This window comes from Microbaculum marinum (genome assembly GCF_037855135.1).
Classification (GTDB): Bacteria; Pseudomonadota; Alphaproteobacteria; order Rhizobiales; family Tepidamorphaceae; genus Microbaculum; species Microbaculum marinum.
Window position 1 is genome coordinate 245,124 of sequence record NZ_JAZHOF010000007.1, and the last position, 17,786, is coordinate 262,909.

Consider the following 17,786-nt stretch of genomic DNA (forward strand, 5'->3'; position numbering starts at 1 on the left):
ATCCTCCTGGTCGCGCCGGCTCACGCCTGCCGGGAGAACAGGCTGGCCGGCGGAACGTTCCACCGGCCCCTGGTACGTCAAACGAGGGCGATCAGACGACTCGGACCGCCCGTCGCCCCGACAATTTTCGGTGAACCGACGACGAGCGTCGCGCCGGAGGCGGGAATCGCATCGAGATTTGCGATTGCCTCCATGCCCCACCGCCCCGTCGGCAACCAGGTGTAGTGGGTCTTGAAGTCCGGCGATTTGCCGAAGTCGAGCGACAGCGTGTCGACACCCATGCCGACGACCTTGCGGTCGCTGATCATCATGTCGGCGGCCTCCGGATGAAAGCCCGGGAAATGCATGACCCCGTCGCCGTCCGCGTTGCGGAACTTGTCGGTGCCGACGTGGGCGTCCCACCCGGAGTTCATCGCGACGCAGCACCCCTCCGGCAGTTCGCCGTTGGCGCTTTCCCACGCCCTGATGTCGTCGGGCGAGACCTGATAGTCGGGATCTTCTGCCGCCTTCGCCTTCACGTCGATGACGGCGATGGGGACCACCAGCTTCTCGATCTCGATCTGGTCGGCCGACTGCCCGTCCTGGGAGAAGTGGATCGGCGCGTCCATGTGCGTGCCGGTGTGCTCGTTGAGGTGCCAGACGTTCAGATTGAAGCCGTCCTTGTCGAAGGCGAACACTTTCTCGATCTCGAGCTGCGGGTCGCCGAAATAGGTCGGGAAATCCGGCGGCAGCGAGTGCGTCAGGTCGACGGCCTTCTGGAAACTCACCGTTTGCGCGCGGGCAGGCGCGACGGCCGCGGGCAATGTCGCAGCGGCCAGCGTCGCCGCTCCCACTCCCCTGAAGAACCCGCGGCGGCTCAACTGGCGCATGACCGCTTCGTGGCATCCTGGTACGCACATGTTCTGCTCTCCCCTGGGTTTGCTGCGGATCCGGCAAGCGTCGGCCGGAGGTCGAATGCTAGCACAGTCGTCGGCACACGCAGAACGGGCGCAATTGTTGCGCGACGGCCCTTGTGCTCGGCGGAACGGACCGGCAAATAGGCGCCATGTTACAGATTGCCGACCTCACCTACCGGATTGCCGGACGAACCCTGCTCGACCAGGCCGCCGCGACGCTGCCCACCGGGACGCGGGCCGGACTGGTCGGTCGCAACGGCACGGGCAAGACGACGCTGTTCCGGCTCCTGCTCGGCGAGATCGCGCCGGAATCGGGGACGCTGAACCTGCCCGCCAAGGCGCGCATCGGCACCGTCGAGCAGGAGGCTCCCGCCGGTCCGACGTCGCTGATCGACTTCGTGCTAGCCGCCGATACCGAGCGCGCCATGCTCCTCGAAGAGGCGGAGACAAGCGTCGACGGGGTCCGCATCGGCGAGATCCACGCGCGGTTGAGCGAAATCGATGCCTATTCCGCGGAATCCCGCGCCGCGCGGATCCTTGCCGGCCTCGGCTTCGACGTCGAGGCGCAGAACCGGCCGCTCGAGTCCTTTTCCGGCGGATGGCGGATGCGCGTCGCGCTGGCCGCGGTGCTGTTCACCGCTCCGGACCTGCTGCTGCTCGACGAGCCGACCAACTATCTCGACCTGGAAGGCACGCTGTGGCTCGAGAATTATCTGTCCAGGTATCCGTACTCGCTGATCGTCATCAGCCATGACCGGGATCTCCTGAACACGGTCGTCGACACGATCGTCCACCTCGACCAGGGCAAGCTGACGCTGTACCGCGGCACCTACGACCAGTTCGAACGGCAGCGCCGCGAAAAGCAGGCGCTGGCCGAGAAGATGCTCAAGAAGCAGGACGAGCAGCGCAAGCACATGCAGGCGTTCGTCGACCGGTTCCGCTACAAGGCCTCCAAGGCGCGGCAGGCACAGAGCCGCCTGAAGGCCCTGGCGAAGCTCCAGCCGATATCGGCGATCGTCGACGGCTCCACCGTGCCGTTTCGATTCCCCTCGCCCGAAAAGCCGCTCGCATCGCCGATCGTCCAACTCGACGGCGCGGCCGTCGGATACGGCGGCGAACCGGTGCTGAGGGACCTGAACCTGCGCCTCGATCACGACGACCGGATCGGCCTGCTCGGCTCCAACGGCAACGGCAAGAGCACGCTCGCCAAGCTCCTGTCGAACCGGCTCGCGGCCGCCGGCGGACGCGTGATGTCGGCCGAGAAGATGAAGGTCGGCTTCTTCGCCCAGCACCAGCTCGACGAACTGAGTCCCGAGCTCTCTCCCTACCAGGCGGTGCGCAAGCTGATGCCCGGGGCCCGCGAGGCCGAAGTTCGCTCCAAGACCGCCCAGTTCGGGTTCGGCTACGAGAAGGCCGATATTCCCGCCAGCAAGCTGTCGGGCGGCGAGAAGGCGCGGCTGCTCCTCGGCCTGGCGACCTTCTTCGCCCCCCACCTGCTGATCCTGGATGAACCAACCAACCACCTGGACGTGGACGCCCGAGAGGCGCTGGTTCGCGCGCTGGCCGAGTACGAAGGGGCCGTTATCCTGATCAGCCATGACCGCCACCTGATCGAAACCACCGCCGACCGGCTGTGGCTGGTGGCGGGCGGCACGGTGGTGCCGTTCGATGGCGACATGGAGGACTACCGGCGCCGCGTGCTCGCCGGCGATCTCGACACTGTCGCCGCCGAGATGGCGATGCCGGCCCCGGCCGCCGAAGAGGCAATTCCCTCGAGCAAGGGAGAGCAGCGCCGCTCCGCCGCCCAGCGACGTGCCGAACTCGCGCCGTTGCGCGACAGGCAGAAGTCGGCCGAGCGGCGGATGGCCGAGCTGTCCAGGCGGATCTCGCAGCTGGACGGCAAGCTTGCGGATCCGGACCTGTTTTCCAACGATCCGGCCAAGGGCGCAGAACTGTCGCGCGAACGGGCGCGGACGGTGGAAGCGCTGGCGCGCGCCGAGGAGGAGTGGCTCGAGGCCGGCGCGGAGCTGGAGGCGGTGGCATCGGCCTGACCCGGCCGGCGGGCGTGCCGTCCGTCAGAGCCGGCGATACGTCGCCACGAAGTGTCGACGGTCGTTTTCCCCCAGGACGAGGTCCTGAAACGATTCGGTCCCGAAGCCGTGGCGGAGGAACCCGTCGATCTCCGACCGCGCCAGCGGCCAGGGCGGCCCGTCCGTCCTGCCTGCATCGTCGCTGGCGATGCAGACGACCAGGATCCGGCCTCCCGGCGCAGCGAGTTTTGCTATGTTGGCCAATGCGTTCTGGCGCATATCTTCAGGCAATGCCTGAAGCGTGTAGATCTCGTCGACGAAGTGAAACGCCCCAATCCAGGCTGTCGGCAGATCGAAGAGATCGGCGACGGCATACGCCACCGGTGACCTGGGGAAGCGCCGCCGCGCCCAGGCGATCGCCGTCTCCGACAGATCGAATGCCGTCGTTTCGTAGCCGAGCTCGGCCAGGTACTCCGCGTTGTCGCCGAGACCGCAGCCGACGTCGATCGCGCTGCCGCCATGTTCGGGCGCCGATGCCGCCCAGTGCGCGAGGCCGGGATGCGGCCCGGACCGTGACCACGGCACGTTGCCGGCGTCCTCTCCGGCGTCCCGGTAGAGCTCGTCGAACCACGCGAGGCGGCCACCGCCGCGGCCGGTGCTCAAGCCTTCTGCTCCCACCGGCCGGCTTCGTTCTGCTGCCAGTACGTCACGGTGTGGCCCGCCGCCCTCGCCGTCTTCCAGTGGTTGCGGGCCTGGCCGACGGCAGTCTCGTCACGGCCGTCGAAAATGAAGATCGCCCTTTGATAGTCGATCAGGTCGGGCGGCTCGGCACCGTCGATGAGGAACCGGACCGCGGCACCGTTGGGATTGTCGGGGCCGGTCGTCAGGTAGATCGGCTGCAATTCGGCATCGCCGTCGCCCGTGGAGCCGTGCGGCAGGAAAGAATCGTCGCGATAGGTCCACAGGTGAGCGTCGACCGACTGCAGGCGCTCTTCGGATCCGCCCTGGACGACGACCTTCCAGTCCCTTTCCAGGCACTTTTCCAGGAGCGTCGGCAAGACCGCCTCCAGGGGGCGGCGTTCGAGATGGTAGAAGAGGACTTCGGTCATCGCGAATGCGCCGGCTCGAGCCCGTCGATGATTAAACGGTCGCTACGCCTTGCGGCGTGAAGCGAAACGAGATCACGAGTCCGGTGGGTGACGGATCGATCGTCAAATCACCTCCCAGCTCGGCACAGAGCACCTCGGCGACCTTCATCCCGAGCCCGCCGGACTTCGAGCCGATGCCCTTCGGCAGCCCCACTCCGTCATCGGCGCACACGACCCGGATGTCGCCGTCGTCTTCCCGCTCCAGCGAGATGGAGATCTGTCCGGGTCGGCCATCCGGGAAAGCGTGCTTGATGGAATTCGCGACGAACTCGTTGATCAGCGTGCCGAGGGCGGCAGCCTGCTGCGAGCTTATCGCGGCCGAATCCGAAGCGACCTGCACGGAAACGTTCGGAGGCGCGTAGCCTGTGAAGTAGCTCTGCAGGTTGCCGATATATTGGCTGACGTCGATCAACGGCCCCGCATCTGCGCGATACAACTGCTCATGGAGGGTCGCCACGGCTTCGATCCTGTTCTGCACCGTCGACAGCGCCGATCTGGCTTCCTCCGTTTCGGAGTACCTGCCCTGGATCCGGACAAAGGCCGAAAGGGACTGCAAGGAATTCTTGACCCGATGGTCCACTTCCTGGCGCAGCACTTTTGATGCCCGCAGAGCCTTGCGCATTTCCAGTTGCGCCATGACCTGGCGCGCGAGAATGCGAATCGTATCGCGCTGCAGCTCCGTCAGTTCCCGCGGGTCATAGTCGAGGACGCACAGCGTTCCGATCGGCAGTCCGGCATCGGTCTTGAGCAACGCTCCGGCGTAGAAGCGCAATCCCGGATCACCGCAGCACAGCGGATTGGCGACCATTCTCCGGTCTTCCAGGGTATCCCGGATCTCGACGAAGTCGTCCTCGAGAATCACATGCGAACAGATCGACGTTGCCAGCGGCGTTTCACGGACGCCTAGTCCGGTTTCCGCCTTGAACCACTGGCGCTCCGCATCGATCAGGTTGACCACAGCGATGGGGGTACCACAGATCCGGGCGGCCAGTTGTGCAATGTCGTCGAAGTCCTTTTCGCGAGCCGTGTCGAGAACTTCGTAGGAATACAGCGCCCGTAGACGGTCACGTTGTTGCGGGTGCGGTTCAGCTTCCATCTGCCTTCGATCGATTTCCTCTTTCGAATCCTGTAACGCCGTCGTCCGCCTACGGACCCGACAGCCTGTTTCGTGCAGCCGTGCGAGAAGCCCACGTCGAGGCGGTTTCCGAGCGGCGCGCTATTGAAAACCGGACCGCACACGGGCAACCCGCCATTCGCTATCGGCCCTCGTAGTGCTCCGCAACCAGCCGGTCGAGAAGCCGCACGCCGAAGCCCGACCCCCAGCTCTTATTCACTTCGGAGCTGGGCGAACCCATCGCCGTACCGGCGACATCCAGATGCGCCCACGGCACGTCGTCCTCGACGAAGCGCTTGAGGAACTGCGCGGCGGTGATCGCACCGCCCCAGCGTCCGCCGACGTTCTTCATGTCGGCGAACTTGGAATCGATCAGCTTGTCGTATTCCTTGCCGAGCGGCATGCGCCAGACCTTCTCCCCGGTCTCCTGGCCGGCCGCAGACAGCCGGTTCGCCAGTTCGTCATCGTTGGAGAACATCCCGGCATAGTGATTGCCCAGCGCGACGATGATCGCGCCCGTCAGCGTCGCGAGATCGACGATGAAGGCTGGCTTGAACTTCTGCTGGACGTAGGTCAGTGCGTCGCACAGCACGAGCCTGCCCTCCGCGTCGGTATTGATGACCTCGATGGTCTGGCCGGACATGGAGGTGACGATGTCGCCGGGCCGCTGGGCCCTGCCGTCGGGCATGTTCTCGACAAGACCGATGACGCCGACGGCATTGACCTTCGCCTTCCGGGCCGCGAGCGCGTGCATCAACCCGGTGACGCAGGCTGCACCGCCCATGTCGCCCTTCATGTCCTCCATGCCGGCGGCGGGCTTTATCGAGATGCCGCCGGTATCGAATACGACGCCCTTGCCGACGAAGACGACCGGCTTCTTCTTCGACGACTTGCCCAGCCCGTTCCAGCGCATGATCACGAGGCGGCTCGGCCGCTCACTGCCCTGCCCCACCGCCAGCAGCGCATTCATGCCGAGTTTCTGCATGTCCTTTTCGGCCAGGATCTTGACGTCGACATCCAGTTTTTCGAGCTCCTTCGCCCGGGCGGCGAACTCCTCCGGTCCGAGCACGTTGGCCGGCTCGTTGACCAGATCGCGGGCGAGCAGCGTCCCGTCCGTGATCGCATCGAGATCCGAGAAGGCCTTCCTGGCGGCAGTGTGATCCGCCACTGCGATCACCAGGCGGCGCGGCGGCGCGTCCGGCTTTTCGTCATCCTTCTTCTTCGTCTTGTACCGGTCGAACTTGTAGGCCGCGAGCTTGGCGCCGGCCGCGAATTCGGCGGCGGCCGCAGCATCCGGGAGATCGCCTGCATCGAGTTCCAGCACCACTGTCGCCGTGGCGATGTTGTTCGACAGCTTTCCCGAGACCGATCCGCCCAGCAGGAACCAGTCCTGACTACTCATCGCCGCGGCATCGCCGACGCCGATCACGATGACGCGGTCCAGGTCGAGGCCCGCCGGGGCATAGAGATCGAGCGAGGATTTCGGCTTGCCGGTAAACTCTGCCGCCCTGGCGGCACGGGAGATCGCGCCCGAGGAGGCCTCGTCCAGCGCGCGGCCGGTGGGGCCCAAGGCAAGGCCGGCGCCAGCCAGCAGCACGGCCACGCCCTTTTTCGGTTCGGCAAGCTTCTGGAAGGTGATCTTGGGCAGTTCGGACATGCGGATTTGTGCCTCGACTGGGGGTTCAAATCTGTTACGAGATGTTACAATCACTTGATCGACAGCGTGTCCCCAAATACACCATCAATGGGGCCGGCGCGAGGGGGCGGCTCAATCGGAGATGGCACTGGCTGCCCGGGCAGCGGCCAATTCTCGCCATCAAGTCGAATTATCCGGTTCCGCGAGCGGCGCCGGCCGGATTGTCATTGTCGAGTGCGTAACGGAAGCGGATGAACCTGATAGGTCGATACATTTTCCGCATTGCCGCCGGCGCCTTCGTGATCTCGCTGCTGGTGCTGACAGGCGTTGTCTGGGTCACGCAGGCCCTCAAGGAAATCGACCTGCTCACCACGCAGGGCCAGACCCTCTGGCTGTTCATGTACATGACGGTGCTGGCATTGCCCGCCCTGGTCATGGTCATCGCTCCGGTCGGCCTGTTCATCGCCTGCCTCTACACTCTCAACCGGATCAACGCCGACAGCGAGCTGGTCGTGATCAATGCGGCCGGGTCGTCGCCCTGGCTGGTCTACAAGCCCTTCGTGGTGCTTGGACTGATCGTCACCCTGCTGACTGCCGGGATCAGTCTCTACGTGATGCCGGAAAGCGCACGGACCCTGCGCAACACGATCGCGCAGATCCGCGCCGACGTGCTGACCTACATCGTCGTGGAAGGCCTGTTCACCACGGTCGAGGACAACCTGACATTCCACATTCGCGACCGCGCTGCGGACGGCACGCTCCTAGGCCTGCTCGTTCACGATGCCCGCGATCCCGAACAGATCATGACCTATCTGGCGGAAGAGGGCCGAATCATTCGCACGGGCGACAGCGCCTATCTGGTCATGAACGCCGGCAGCATGCATCAGCAGGAGGGCAGCCCGGAGGAGATCACCGTCATCAGGTTCGACCGTTACATATTCGACCTGTCCAACCTCACGGTCGGAGACGGCACTGTCGAGTACAGGCCCCGCGAGATGCGGATGAGCGAACTGCTCAACCCCGATCCCGAGGACCCCTACTTCAAGCAGTTCCCCGGCAAGTTCCGGTCGGAAGTCCACGAGCGCCTCTCAAGCATTCTGTATCCGCTGTCCTTCGTGTTCATTTCGCTGGCAACGCTCGGTTACCCGCGCACCAACCGGACCGGGCGCGGAAACTCGATCCTGCTGGCGATCGTGGCCGTCGGCGTGCTGCGTACGATCGGCTTCAGCGCCAGCAACATTGCGGCGCGAGAGTCCTGGGCCGTCGGCCTCATGTACCTGACCCCCGTGGTCGGCATCGTCGGGTCGGCGTGGATCGCCTTCGGCCAGGGCCGCCGCATGGCGCGCATCATGGACGCGATCCCGGTGCCACAGGTCAGCATCGAAACGCTTCACCCCCGGCACACGCGCGAGCGCCTCGAGGCGCTGTTCGAGGCGACCATGCGTCGATTGGGGCGGTCGGGCTGGGGGACGGCGCGATGAGCGTCGACCGGACCATGACCGTCTATCTGTCGAAGCGGTTCCTGCTGAACCTCGCGGCGGTGTTCGGAACCTGCATCGCGCTGATCTTCCTGATCGATTCGGTGGAGAACCTGCGCCGGGCGGGCAATCACGACGTGGGGATCGGCACCGTTCTGCTTCTGTCGTTCTATCGGCTGCCGTCATTGACGGAGCTGGTATTGCCGTTCGCCGTGCTGTTTGCGGCGATGATGACGTTCCTGATGCTGACCAAGAGCCTGGAACTGGTGGTGGCGCGCTCCGTCGGCATGTCGGTGTGGCAGTTCTGCGCCCCCGCCCTGATCATCGCCCTGCTGGTCGGTATAGCCGCGACGACCCTCTACAACCCTCTGGCGGCCGACTTCAAGGCCCGCCACGAGGCGTTGTTCGCGGAGGCGTTCGGCTCCTACTCGACACCGTTCGGCTTTGCCGGGCAGTCGATCTGGCTGCGTCAGGACGGCGTCGACGGTCCGTCGGTTCTGCACGCCAACGCCGCGTCCGGAGACGGCCAGCGCCTGCGCTCGGTGACGGCGATCATGTTCGACGGGAACGGAGAGTTCCGGGAGCGCTTCGAGGCACGCTCCGCCAGGCTCGAGAACGGCAACTGGCGGCTGACCAACGGCTGGCTGATCCAGCCGGGCATGCCTCCGCAGTTCCACCAGTCCTACCTGCTCAGCACCTATCTGAGCAAATCGCAGGTGGCCGAGCGCCTGGCGTCGGCGGAGACGATCTCGTTCTGGGATCTCCCCGAGCAGATCGAGATCGCCCAGCGGGCCGGGTTACCGGCGATTCAGTATAAACTGCAATACCAGACGCTCTTAGCGAGACCTTTACTCCTCTGCGCGATGGTCCTGATTGCTGCCACGGTCTCGCTTAGAGTGTTCCGTTTCGGCAATATCGGACGGATGATTCTAGGTGGCGTGGTCGCGGGGTTCGTGCTTTATGTCGTGTCCAAACTGGTAGGGGATTTCGGCACCGCGGGAGCGGTGACGCCGTTTGCTGCTGCGTGGACTCCGCCACTTGTAGCGACGCTGCTGGGATCGACTGTGCTGTTGTATCAGGAAGACGGCTAGTGATGGCTGCCGATCAGACTCACTGCGATCGGATTCGCCGCACGATGCCGGGCATCGGTGTAGCCACACTGGCCGCGATCACGGGACTCGCGGTCGCGTTCCTCCCTGCCCCGGCCCTGGCGCAGATGCCGACATCCTCCGCCTTCGACCAGATCGTCTCCGACGACCCGGACGCCCGCATGGTGCTCGAGGCGGACGAACTGATCTACGATTTCGACAGGAACGTCGTGTCGGCCGAGGGCGCCGTCGACATCTACTACAAGGGCTACACGATCGAGTCCGACCGGGTGGAATACGACCAGAACACCGGCAAGGTGTTCGCCCGCGGGCACGTCAAGATCACCCAGCCCGACGGCAACGTGATCTATGCCGAGACCACAGAACTGACCGACGATTTCCGCGACGGCTTCGTGCAGGAACTGACCCTGGTCACGACCGACGAGACGCGCTTCGCCGCGGCATCGGCGGAGCGGTTCGACGACAACGTCACGGTGTTCAATTCGGGCGTCTACACGGCCTGCGAGCCCTGCGAGGAGCAGCCCGAGAAGCCACCGGTATGGCAGATCAAGGCGAAGCGGATCATCCACAACCAAGAGGAACAGACCGTCTACTACGAGGACGCCTCGTTCGAGTTCTTCGGGATGCCGATCGCGTACCTGCCGTTCTTCAGCCATCCCGATCCGACCGTGAAGCAGCAGTCCGGCTTCCTTCGTCCGAGCTTCGTGTACGACGCCGATCTCGGTTATGCGGCCGATATCCCGTACTATTTCGCCCTCGCCCCCGATTACGACCTCACCGTCTCGGTCACGACCTATACGCTGCAGGGCCCGCTGGGCTCGTTCGAGTGGCGCCAGCGCTTCGAGAGGGGCGGCTACTACGTTCGCGGCGCTGGCATCTATCAGCTCGATCCGGGCCAGTTCCCGATCACGTCGGACAATCACCAGGATTTCCGCGGCGCGGTCCAGTCCGCCGGCGAGTTCCAGATCAACGACTTCTGGAAATGGGGCTGGACCGGGACGCTGCAGTCGGACGACATCTTCCTGCGGACCTACGATCTGACCGACGCCAACGAGGTACGCGATCAGCTGTACCTGACCGGCCAGAGCGCCCGGAACTGGTTCGATGCCCGCACCATCCACTACCAGGTGTTCAAGGAGTCGCGCACCAACAACGACGGCGTGCAGCCGTTCGTTCATCCGGTTGTGGACTACAACTACATTTTCGGGGAATCCATCCTCGGCGGACGCCTCTCCTTCGACGCGAACGTCCTGAGCCTGACCCGGGACGACCCAGAGTTCCTGCCGCTCTATCCGTTCGCTTCCAAGAAGATCCCCAATCCGGACAAGCCGGGCAAGAACATGCTCAATCCGCTGTTCTGCCCGTTCAGGGCCGCGAACGTTCTGGCCAAGGGTCCCAATTCGAACACGCTGGACCTTCTTTCGCCCCAGGCCTGCGACCTGATCGGCACGCCGGGCACGAGCAACCGGCTCATTTCCGAGATCCGCTGGGACCGCACGATCACCGACAGCATCGGGCAGGTGTTCACGCCCTTCGCGTCTGTGCGCGGCGACCTGTATTCGATCTCGGTCGACGACCCCCTGTTCGACGACGGCCTGTCCTCGAAGCCGATCATCGACCAGTTCCTGCCGGGCGACACCAACAACATCGTCCGCGGAATGGCCGCGCTCGGCGTCGAGTACCGCTATCCGATCCTGATATCCGACGACTGGGGCTACCAGATCATCGAACCGATCGCGCAGGTCGTGGCCCGTCCGGACGCGCAGGACAATTACGAGATTCCGAACAACGACGCCCTGAGCCTCGTGTTCGACGACACCAACCTGTTCGACCTGGACAAGTTCTCCGGCTACGACCTGATGGAAGGCGGCACCCGCGCGAATGTCGGGGTGCGCTACAGCATGCAGACGACGAGCGGCATTCAGGTCGGCGGACTGTTCGGACAGTCCTACCAACTCGCGGGGAACAATCCGTTCCCGCTGGGATCGGGTCTGGAAACCGATCGTTCCGATTACGTCGCAGCGCTCTACTTCTCGCCGATTTCGTCGCTGCAGATCGTCAACCGGATCCGTCTCGACGAGGACGACTTCGATCCGAGACGGTACGACTTCGAGGTCTCGGGCGGTTACGGCCCGGTCCGCACGGCCGTGATATATTCCAACATCGCAGCCGACCCCCAACAGGGAATCGACGAGAACCGCGAGGAGATCCAGGGTCAGGCGAAACTCCGCCTGGACGAGAACTGGAGCGTCTGGGGCGGCGGCCGCTACGAGCTTTCGGGCGTATCGAAGAATACCTTCGCTCAGGCGGAGTCGCCGCAGTGGATCTCGAATTCGTTCGGCTTCGGCTACGAGAACGAATGCATCTCGATCGGAATTGCCTACGAGCGTCAGTACCAGCGTGATCAGGACACGCTTCCCGACGAGCGGATCATGTTCAAGTTCTCGCTGCGGACGCTGACCGAAGGCACCTTCCGGCAGTCGATATCCGAAGGCGACACCAACTGAGCCGGCCGTCGGTCGGGTGCAAATGCGATTGCGTCGCCGTCGGGCCGATTGCGCCATTCGCCTGCCATATTGTATAGGCACCCCTTCTCCATGTACGGAAAGCACCGGATGACCAAATCAACCGGACCATTCACGAATTCCCGCCTGGCGAATGCGTTCGCCGGAGCAGCTATTGCCGTCCTGGCGGCGTGCGCGACCATCGCCTCGGGCGGCGTCGCGCTTGCGTCTTCGATCGAGATCCTGGTGAACGACGATCCGATCACCGAGTACGACATTTCCCAGAGATCGAAACTGATCACCGCCACGAGCGGCGGCGCGGCCGGCGGCAACGTGCGCCAGAGGGCGATCGACGAACTGATCGACGAGAAGCTCAAGCTTCAGGAAGCCAACCGGATGGGCGTCACCGTCACGGCGGCCCAGGTCGACGACGCCTTCGGGGTGATTGCGACGCGCGTCAAGCTGCCGCCCGCGCAGTTCTCCCAGGCGCTGCAGCAGATCGGCGTCAACCCGGCGACGCTGAAGAAGCGTCTGGAGGCCGACCTCTCCTGGCGCGACGTGGTGCGCGCCCGCTTCAACAGCTCGGTCAACATCCGCGATCGCGACATCGAGACGGCACTGGCCCGCAAGGGCGAGGAAATGCCGACGACGACGGAAGAGCTCGCCATCCAGCAGATCATATTCATCATCCCGCAGAACAGCTCGGCGGACTATATCCGGCAGCGCAAGGCCGATGCCAGCGCCTATCGTAACCAGTACTCCGGCTGCGACACTGCGCTGCAACTCGCCAAGAACTACCGCGACGTGGTGGTGAAGGACATCGTCCGGCGCAATCTGTCCGATCTCGGTCCGCTGGTTTCGGAAAGCCTCGCCGATGTGCAGGTCAACGGTATTTCCGCACCCAACGAAACGCCTTCGGCCATCGAGATGCTCGGCGTCTGCGACCGTGTCGAGATCAAGGACGACTCGGCAGCCCGCAAGCAGGTGCAGGCCGAACTGATGAACGAACAGGGCGAACGCCTGTCGCGCCGGCTGCTGATCGATCTCAAGCAGAGCGCCGTCGTAGAATACCGTTGAGCGTGACCTCCGCGAAGGCGGCGGCCGACTCGATGGCGCCGCTGGCGGTGACGATGGGCGAACCGGCCGGCATAGGGCCGGAACTCGCAGGCCAGGCGTGGCAGAGGCGCTTGCAGGACGGCATCGCGCCCTTCTATTGCCTCGCCGACCCCGCCTTCCTGAGCAGCCGGTTCAAGACCGCCGGTCTCGACGTGCCGGTCAGGGTGATCTCCGATGCGCCGGAGGCGGCGGCGACATTTCCCTCCGCCCTACCCGTACTCGCACTCGATAACCCTGTACGCTCGGGCCGCGCCGGGGCACCATCGCGTGACGACGCGCCGGCGGTGCTCGAGTCCATCGAACGGGCCGTGGATGAAGTGGTGTCGGGCGCCGGCCGAGCCGTCATGACAAGTCCGGTCCAGAAGGAAACGCTGTACGACTCGGGATTCTCCTTTCCCGGGCACACCGAATTTCTCGGGGACCTAGTCACCCGGCACGGATTGACCGCGCGGCCGGTGATGATGATTGCGTCCGAGGAGTTGCGTGTGGTCCCCGTCACGATCCACGTGCCGCTTGCCGACGTCCCGCGCCTTCTGACCACCGGGATGATTGTGGAGACGGCGATGATCGTCGCCCGCGAACTCACGGCAAGATTCGGAATCGAGACGCCCCGGCTGGCGGTGACCGGGCTCAATCCGCATGCCGGCGAAGGCGCGCGTATCGGCCTGGAAGACCGGGACATCGTCGCGCCTGCCGTCCTGCAGCTGCGCGAGGCGGGAGTTGCAGCGACCGGGCCCCATCCCGCCGACACCTTGTTTCACGATACCGCGCGGTCGGGCTACGATGCCGTCATCGCCATGTATCACGACCAGGCGCTGATCCCGATCAAGACGATCGCCTTCGAGACTGCCGTCAACGTGACGCTCGGATTGCCGATCGTGCGCACCTCTCCCGACCACGGTACCGCGCTGCCGCTGGCGGGAACCGGTCGTGCGTCCCCCTCCAGCCTGATTGCCGCCCTCAGGATGGCCGACCGTCTTTCGCGGGTTCCATGACGGGCGCAGGGGCGTCCGTCCCGCCAGAACTGCCGCCCTTGCGCGACGTCATCCGACGCTACGACCTCGCTGCCCGCAAGGCGCTCGGCCAGAACTTCCTGCTCGACCTCAACCTGACGCGCCGGATCGCCCGCGCGGCCGCGCCGCTCAAGGGCGCGGATATCGTCGAGGTCGGCCCGGGCCCCGGCGGACTGACACGGGCGCTGCTGATCGAAGGCGCGGGCCGCGTCCTGGCGATCGAAAAGGACAGGCGCTGTATCGCCGCCCTCGGCGAACTCGCCGAGGCCTTCCCCGGCAGGCTCGACATCGTCGAGGAGGATGCCACCAGGCTGGACATCGGCTCCATGGTCGGCCGCCCGGCCCGGATCGTCGCCAACCTCCCGTACAACGTATCCACGCTGCTGCTGGTCGGATGGCTGGGAGGCCCGGACTGGCCGCCCTGGTGGGATTCGCTGACCCTGATGTTCCAGCGCGAGGTCGCCGAACGCATCGTGGCCCCACACGGGTCGAAGGCATACGGCCGTCTGTCGATCCTGTCGCAGTGGCGGGCACGGCCGAAGATACTGTTCGACGTGGATCGGCGGGCATTTACCCCGCCCCCCAAGGTCACATCGAGCGTCGTGCAGATCGTTCCGACCGAGATGCCGGCTGGCGTCGAGTTCAGGACGCTCGAACGACTCACGGCCGCGGCCTTCGGCCAGCGCCGCAAGATGCTGCGGTCCAGCCTGAAGGGCTTCACGGCGATGCCGGAGCAACTGCTCGCGGCCGCCGGGATCGATCCGACCCGACGGGCGGAAGACGTGCCGGTCGAGGGATTTCTGGACCTTGCGCGCGCCGCGCGAATTGCAGGATAGATCAGGGCTGACCGGCGAGATCCCGGTCCAGGACCTCGATGAACTCGGGCAGATCGACGAGCCGCACGCGGCGGCACCGCTCGGCGTGGAGGATGGCGCGGACCTTGGCTACGCTGTCGTTCAGGTCACGATTGACCAGCACGTAGTCGTATTCCTCCCAATGCCCGATCTCGTCGCGCGCGTTCGCCAGGCGTCGCTTGATGACGGCGCCGTCGTCCTCGGCGCGGCGTTCGAGCCGGGTGCGCTGCTCGGCGGCAGAAGGCGGCAGGATGAAGACGGCCACGACATCCGCACGCATCTTCTCGAGCACCTGGCGCGTGCCCTGCCAGTCGATATCGAACAGCACGTCCTGCCCCTGGGCGAGCGCGGCTTCCACCGGCTCGCGCGGCGTGCCGTAGTAGTTGCCGTGGACTTCCGCCCATTCGAGCAGGTCCTCGTGGTCACGGAGCGACTCGAACTGACGCGGCGACAGGAACTTGTAGTGGACGCCTTCGACCTCGCTGGAACGGCGCTTGCGCGTCGTGACCGATACGGACAGATGGATGCTGCCAGCGTCCTGTTCGTTTTCTTCCTGCAGCACCGCTCGGGAGATCGACGTTTTCCCAGCCCCCGACGGGGACGACAGGATGAGGATCATTCCGCGCCGCTTGAGCGCCTCATCCGCCATGTCTGGGCCACGTCCTTCACTCGACATTCTGGACCTGCTCGCGCATCTGGTCGACGACCGACTTGAGTTCGAGGCCGATCCTGGTCAGTTCGACATCGTTCGATTTCGAGCAGAGCGTGTTGGCCTCCCGGTTGAACTCCTGCGTCAGGAACTCGAGCTTTCGACCGACGGCGCCCTTGCCGTTCAGCAACTCGCGGGCTCCGGTGACGTGGGCGGACAGACGGTCGAGTTCCTCGCGGATGTCGGCCTTCGTGGCCAGCAGAACAGCCTCCTGATGCAGGCGTTGGGAATCGAGTGCGGGAGCGGCGTCCATGAGCTGCGCAACCTGTTCGCCCAGCCTCTTGCCGATTGCGGCGGGCGAGCGGGACGGGTTGGCGTCGGCACGGCGCGTCAGCGTCTCGATTTCGTCCAGCCGCAGGTCGAGAATGGCCTTCAGCCTCCCACCTTCGCTGTTGCGCATGTCGACCAGCTTGCCAAGCGCCTCGTCGAAGCTTTGCAGCAGCGCCGCATCGAGCGCTGCGCGGCTGGCTTCGTCGTCTGTTTCCTCGTCGACCTCGATGACGCCCTTGATCGCCAGCAGGCCGTCGGCGCGCGGTGGCGCAACCCGGCCGGACGACGTCAGTTCGTCGCAAAGCTTGATGACAGCATCGAGCGCGGCTTCGTTGACCCGCAGCGCCCCGCTCGTCTCCGATCGGCGCATCTGGAGGCCAATTGTCAGCGAGCCCCGCGACAGTGTCTTCTGCACCCGCTCCCGGATAGGGGGCTCAAGGCGCTCGAAACCCGACGGCAGGCGCAGCCGGACGTCGAGCCCGCGGCCATTGACGCTCCGGATTTCCCAATGCCAGTCACGATCGGCGAAACCACCCTCGACGCGGGCGAAGCCGGTCATACTCGCAAACGTCATCGTTATTATCCGGATTTACGGGCTTCGGGAGCGTTCGACGGACTCGCTCCGTCGGCGCGGGCGAAATCTAGCCCGCGGGCGCCGAGGCTTACAAGCCTTCGGCGGCCTAGTCCACCTTCAGGTTCAGTCCCTTCAATCCCCCGCCGGAGCCGCCCTGCGACTGGCTTTCCGTCTCGGCCTCGGCCTCGGCCTGGGCTTGCGCCTCCCGTTCGGCCTGCTCGCGACGACGCTTCTCGACCTCGCGCCACTTGGCGACGTTGCGATTGTGTTCGTCGAGGCTCGCCGCGAAGATATGGCCGCCGGTGCCGTCGGCCACGAAGAACAGCTCTTCGGTGCGGGAGGGATTGGCCACCGCTTCCATGGCCGCGCGTCCCGGATTGGCGATCGGGGTGGGGGGCAGCCCGTCGATCTGATAGGTGTTGTAGGCGTTCGGAGCGTCGAGTTCGCTGCGCGTCAGGGTGCGCGGCTCGAAGAATGCCTTGCCGCCGTAGAGGCCGTACAGGATCGTGGGATCCGATTGCAGCCGCATCCCCTTCTTCATGCGGTTGATGAACACGCCCGCCACGCGGGGACGCTCGTCGGCCCGGCCGGTTTCCTTCTCGACGATGGACGCCAGCGTGACCAGCTCTTCCGGCGAACTGATCGGGACGTCATCCGCCCGCCGCTCCCAGACCTCTTCCAGGACGCGTGCCTGGGCATGCCTCATCCGGTCGATCATCTGGGATCGGCTGGTCCCGCGGTCGAAACTGTAGGTCTCGGGAAGCAGCGTTCCCTCCGCCGGCACCTCGGCGATCTCCCCGACCAGCACCGGATCAGCGCGCAGCCGGGCGACGATCTGCTCGCTGGTGTAGCCCTCGGGAATCGTCACCTGGTAGAGGATCGCCTTGCCTTCCACCAGGATGTCCATCACCTCGTGCATGCTGGCCTGCTCGGGAATCAGGTACTCGCCGTACTTGAGGTCGTCGCGCGCCTTGTTCATGACGATGCCGCCCAGGAATACCCAGGCCTGATCGATGATTCCCTCGCGCTCGAGCTGCTTGGCGATCGCCATCAGCCCCTGGCCGCGCGGGATGGTGACGTTTCTGGCCGTTTCCAGCGGACCGGCACTTTCGAACTGGTACTTGCCGATGACCAGTACCGCGCCGACCCCGATGCAGACCAGCACGAGAAAGGTGAATATGCCGCTCAACGCGACGACGAGCTTGCTGCGAGCGCGCCTGGAGGCCCTCGGCGGCGCCGGCGCGGGCTCGGGCTGAAGGGCTTCGCGCGGGCTGCGCGGCGAAGGACGGGTGGCGCCTACCGGCTCGTCCAAATGATCGTCGGTCACGATACCCC

Annotated in this window: 15 protein-coding genes; 7 read left to right on the forward strand and 8 right to left on the reverse strand. The window is 65.1% G+C overall.

What is annotated here, in order from left to right; translation table 11 throughout:
- Positions 1-77: 77 nt before the first annotated feature.
- Positions 78-899 carry a cyclase family protein gene (locus tag V3328_RS17850; protein WP_340331050.1) on the reverse strand — a complete coding sequence of 274 codons (822 nt, stop codon included), beginning with the start codon at positions 897-899 and terminating at the stop codon, positions 78-80.
- Positions 900-1,045: 146 nt separating this feature from the next.
- On the opposite strand from V3328_RS17850, the gene V3328_RS17855 reads away from it, so the two are divergent.
- On the forward strand, positions 1,046-2,947 hold the full coding sequence (locus V3328_RS17855) for an ABC-F family ATP-binding cassette domain-containing protein (RefSeq protein WP_340331051.1): 1,902 nt from the start codon (positions 1,046-1,048) through the stop codon (positions 2,945-2,947).
- Positions 2,948-2,971: 24 nt separating this feature from the next.
- On the opposite strand, the gene V3328_RS17860 is transcribed toward V3328_RS17855, so the two are convergent.
- From V3328_RS17860 to V3328_RS17875, 4 genes are all read right to left on the reverse strand, one after another.
- Positions 2,972-3,589, reverse strand: a complete 618-nt coding sequence (locus V3328_RS17860) for a class I SAM-dependent methyltransferase (protein ID WP_340331052.1) — start codon at positions 3,587-3,589, stop codon at positions 2,972-2,974.
- Positions 3,586-4,035 carry a DNA polymerase III subunit chi gene (locus tag V3328_RS17865; protein ID WP_340331053.1) on the reverse strand — a complete coding sequence of 150 codons (450 nt, stop codon included), beginning with the start codon at positions 4,033-4,035 and terminating at the stop codon, positions 3,586-3,588. The genes V3328_RS17860 and V3328_RS17865 overlap by 4 nt, the downstream gene beginning before the upstream one ends.
- A gap of 31 nt (positions 4,036-4,066) precedes the next feature.
- Entirely contained in the window at positions 4,067-5,170 is a 1,104-nt protein-coding gene (locus V3328_RS17870; protein WP_340331054.1) for a sensor histidine kinase, read from the reverse strand.
- Positions 5,171-5,330: 160 nt separating this feature from the next.
- Complete coding sequence (locus tag V3328_RS17875; protein WP_340331055.1) at positions 5,331-6,845, reverse strand: leucyl aminopeptidase; 1,515 nt, start codon at positions 6,843-6,845, stop codon at positions 5,331-5,333.
- A gap of 230 nt (positions 6,846-7,075) precedes the next feature.
- Between V3328_RS17875 and lptF the strand changes: the two genes are divergently transcribed.
- The 6 genes from lptF (at position 7,076) to rsmA (ending at position 14,880) form a co-directional block, all read left to right on the forward strand.
- On the forward strand, positions 7,076-8,305 hold the full coding sequence (gene lptF, locus V3328_RS17880) for an LPS export ABC transporter permease LptF (protein ID WP_340331056.1): 1,230 nt from the start codon (positions 7,076-7,078) through the stop codon (positions 8,303-8,305).
- A 14-nt stretch (positions 8,306-8,319) separates the two neighbouring features.
- Positions 8,320-9,393, forward strand: coding sequence for an LPS export ABC transporter permease LptG (gene lptG, locus V3328_RS17885; protein WP_340331057.1), 1,074 nt, complete (start codon positions 8,320-8,322; stop codon positions 9,391-9,393).
- Positions 9,394-9,437: 44 nt separating this feature from the next.
- The gene (locus tag V3328_RS17890) at positions 9,438-11,918 is read left to right on the forward strand and encodes an LPS-assembly protein LptD (RefSeq protein WP_340331058.1); all 2,481 of its coding nucleotides are present in this window, start codon (positions 9,438-9,440) and stop codon (positions 11,916-11,918) included.
- Between the two features lie 108 nt (positions 11,919-12,026).
- Positions 12,027-12,992, forward strand: a complete 966-nt coding sequence (locus tag V3328_RS17895; RefSeq protein WP_340331059.1) for a SurA N-terminal domain-containing protein — start codon at positions 12,027-12,029, stop codon at positions 12,990-12,992.
- Between the two features lie 2 nt (positions 12,993-12,994).
- Entirely contained in the window at positions 12,995-14,026 is a 1,032-nt protein-coding gene (gene pdxA, locus V3328_RS17900; protein WP_340331191.1) for a 4-hydroxythreonine-4-phosphate dehydrogenase PdxA, read from the forward strand.
- Entirely contained in the window at positions 14,023-14,880 is an 858-nt protein-coding gene (gene rsmA / locus V3328_RS17905) for a 16S rRNA (adenine(1518)-N(6)/adenine(1519)-N(6))-dimethyltransferase RsmA (RefSeq protein ID WP_340331060.1), read from the forward strand. Before pdxA ends, rsmA begins: the two co-directional genes overlap by 4 nt.
- A 1-nt stretch (position 14,881) precedes the next feature.
- Here the strand turns inward: rsmA and gmk are convergent, their stop codons facing one another.
- The 3 genes from gmk to mltG form a co-directional block, all read right to left on the reverse strand.
- Positions 14,882-15,547 (reverse strand): guanylate kinase, encoded by a 666-nt coding sequence (gene gmk, locus V3328_RS17910; RefSeq protein WP_340331061.1) that lies wholly within the window; start codon positions 15,545-15,547, stop codon positions 14,882-14,884.
- A 16-nt stretch (positions 15,548-15,563) separates the two neighbouring features.
- On the reverse strand, positions 15,564-16,451 hold the full coding sequence (locus V3328_RS17915; RefSeq protein ID WP_340331062.1) for a YicC/YloC family endoribonuclease: 888 nt from the start codon (positions 16,449-16,451) through the stop codon (positions 15,564-15,566).
- Positions 16,452-16,557: 106 nt separating this feature from the next.
- Positions 16,558-17,778 (reverse strand): endolytic transglycosylase MltG, encoded by a 1,221-nt coding sequence (gene mltG / locus V3328_RS17920; protein WP_340331063.1) that lies wholly within the window; start codon positions 17,776-17,778, stop codon positions 16,558-16,560.
- Positions 17,779-17,786: the final 8 nt, after the last annotated feature.

What these genes read in the sequence shown, in the direction of transcription:
- V3328_RS17850 (WP_340331050.1), bottom strand. Translation starts at nt 899, where the DNA reads ATGTGCGTACCAGGATGCCACGAAGCGGTCATGCGCCAGTTGAGCCGC.
- V3328_RS17855 (WP_340331051.1), top strand. Translation starts at nt 1,046, where the DNA reads ATGTTACAGATTGCCGACCTCACCTACCGGATTGCCGGACGAACCCTG.
- V3328_RS17865 (WP_340331053.1), bottom strand. Translation starts at nt 4,035, where the DNA reads ATGACCGAAGTCCTCTTCTACCATCTCGAACGCCGCCCCCTGGAGGCG.
- V3328_RS17870 (WP_340331054.1), bottom strand. Translation starts at nt 5,170, where the DNA reads ATGGAAGCTGAACCGCACCCGCAACAACGTGACCGTCTACGGGCGCTG.
- V3328_RS17875 (WP_340331055.1), bottom strand. Translation starts at nt 6,845, where the DNA reads ATGTCCGAACTGCCCAAGATCACCTTCCAGAAGCTTGCCGAACCGAAA.
- lptF (WP_340331056.1), top strand. Translation starts at nt 7,076, where the DNA reads ATGAACCTGATAGGTCGATACATTTTCCGCATTGCCGCCGGCGCCTTC.
- lptG (WP_340331057.1), top strand. Translation starts at nt 8,320, where the DNA reads ATGACCGTCTATCTGTCGAAGCGGTTCCTGCTGAACCTCGCGGCGGTG.
- V3328_RS17890 (WP_340331058.1), top strand. Translation starts at nt 9,438, where the DNA reads ATGCCGGGCATCGGTGTAGCCACACTGGCCGCGATCACGGGACTCGCG.
- V3328_RS17895 (WP_340331059.1), top strand. Translation starts at nt 12,027, where the DNA reads ATGACCAAATCAACCGGACCATTCACGAATTCCCGCCTGGCGAATGCG.
- rsmA (WP_340331060.1), top strand. Translation starts at nt 14,023, where the DNA reads ATGACGGGCGCAGGGGCGTCCGTCCCGCCAGAACTGCCGCCCTTGCGC.
- gmk (WP_340331061.1), bottom strand. Translation starts at nt 15,547, where the DNA reads ATGGCGGATGAGGCGCTCAAGCGGCGCGGAATGATCCTCATCCTGTCG.
- V3328_RS17915 (WP_340331062.1), bottom strand. Translation starts at nt 16,451, where the DNA reads ATGACGTTTGCGAGTATGACCGGCTTCGCCCGCGTCGAGGGTGGTTTC.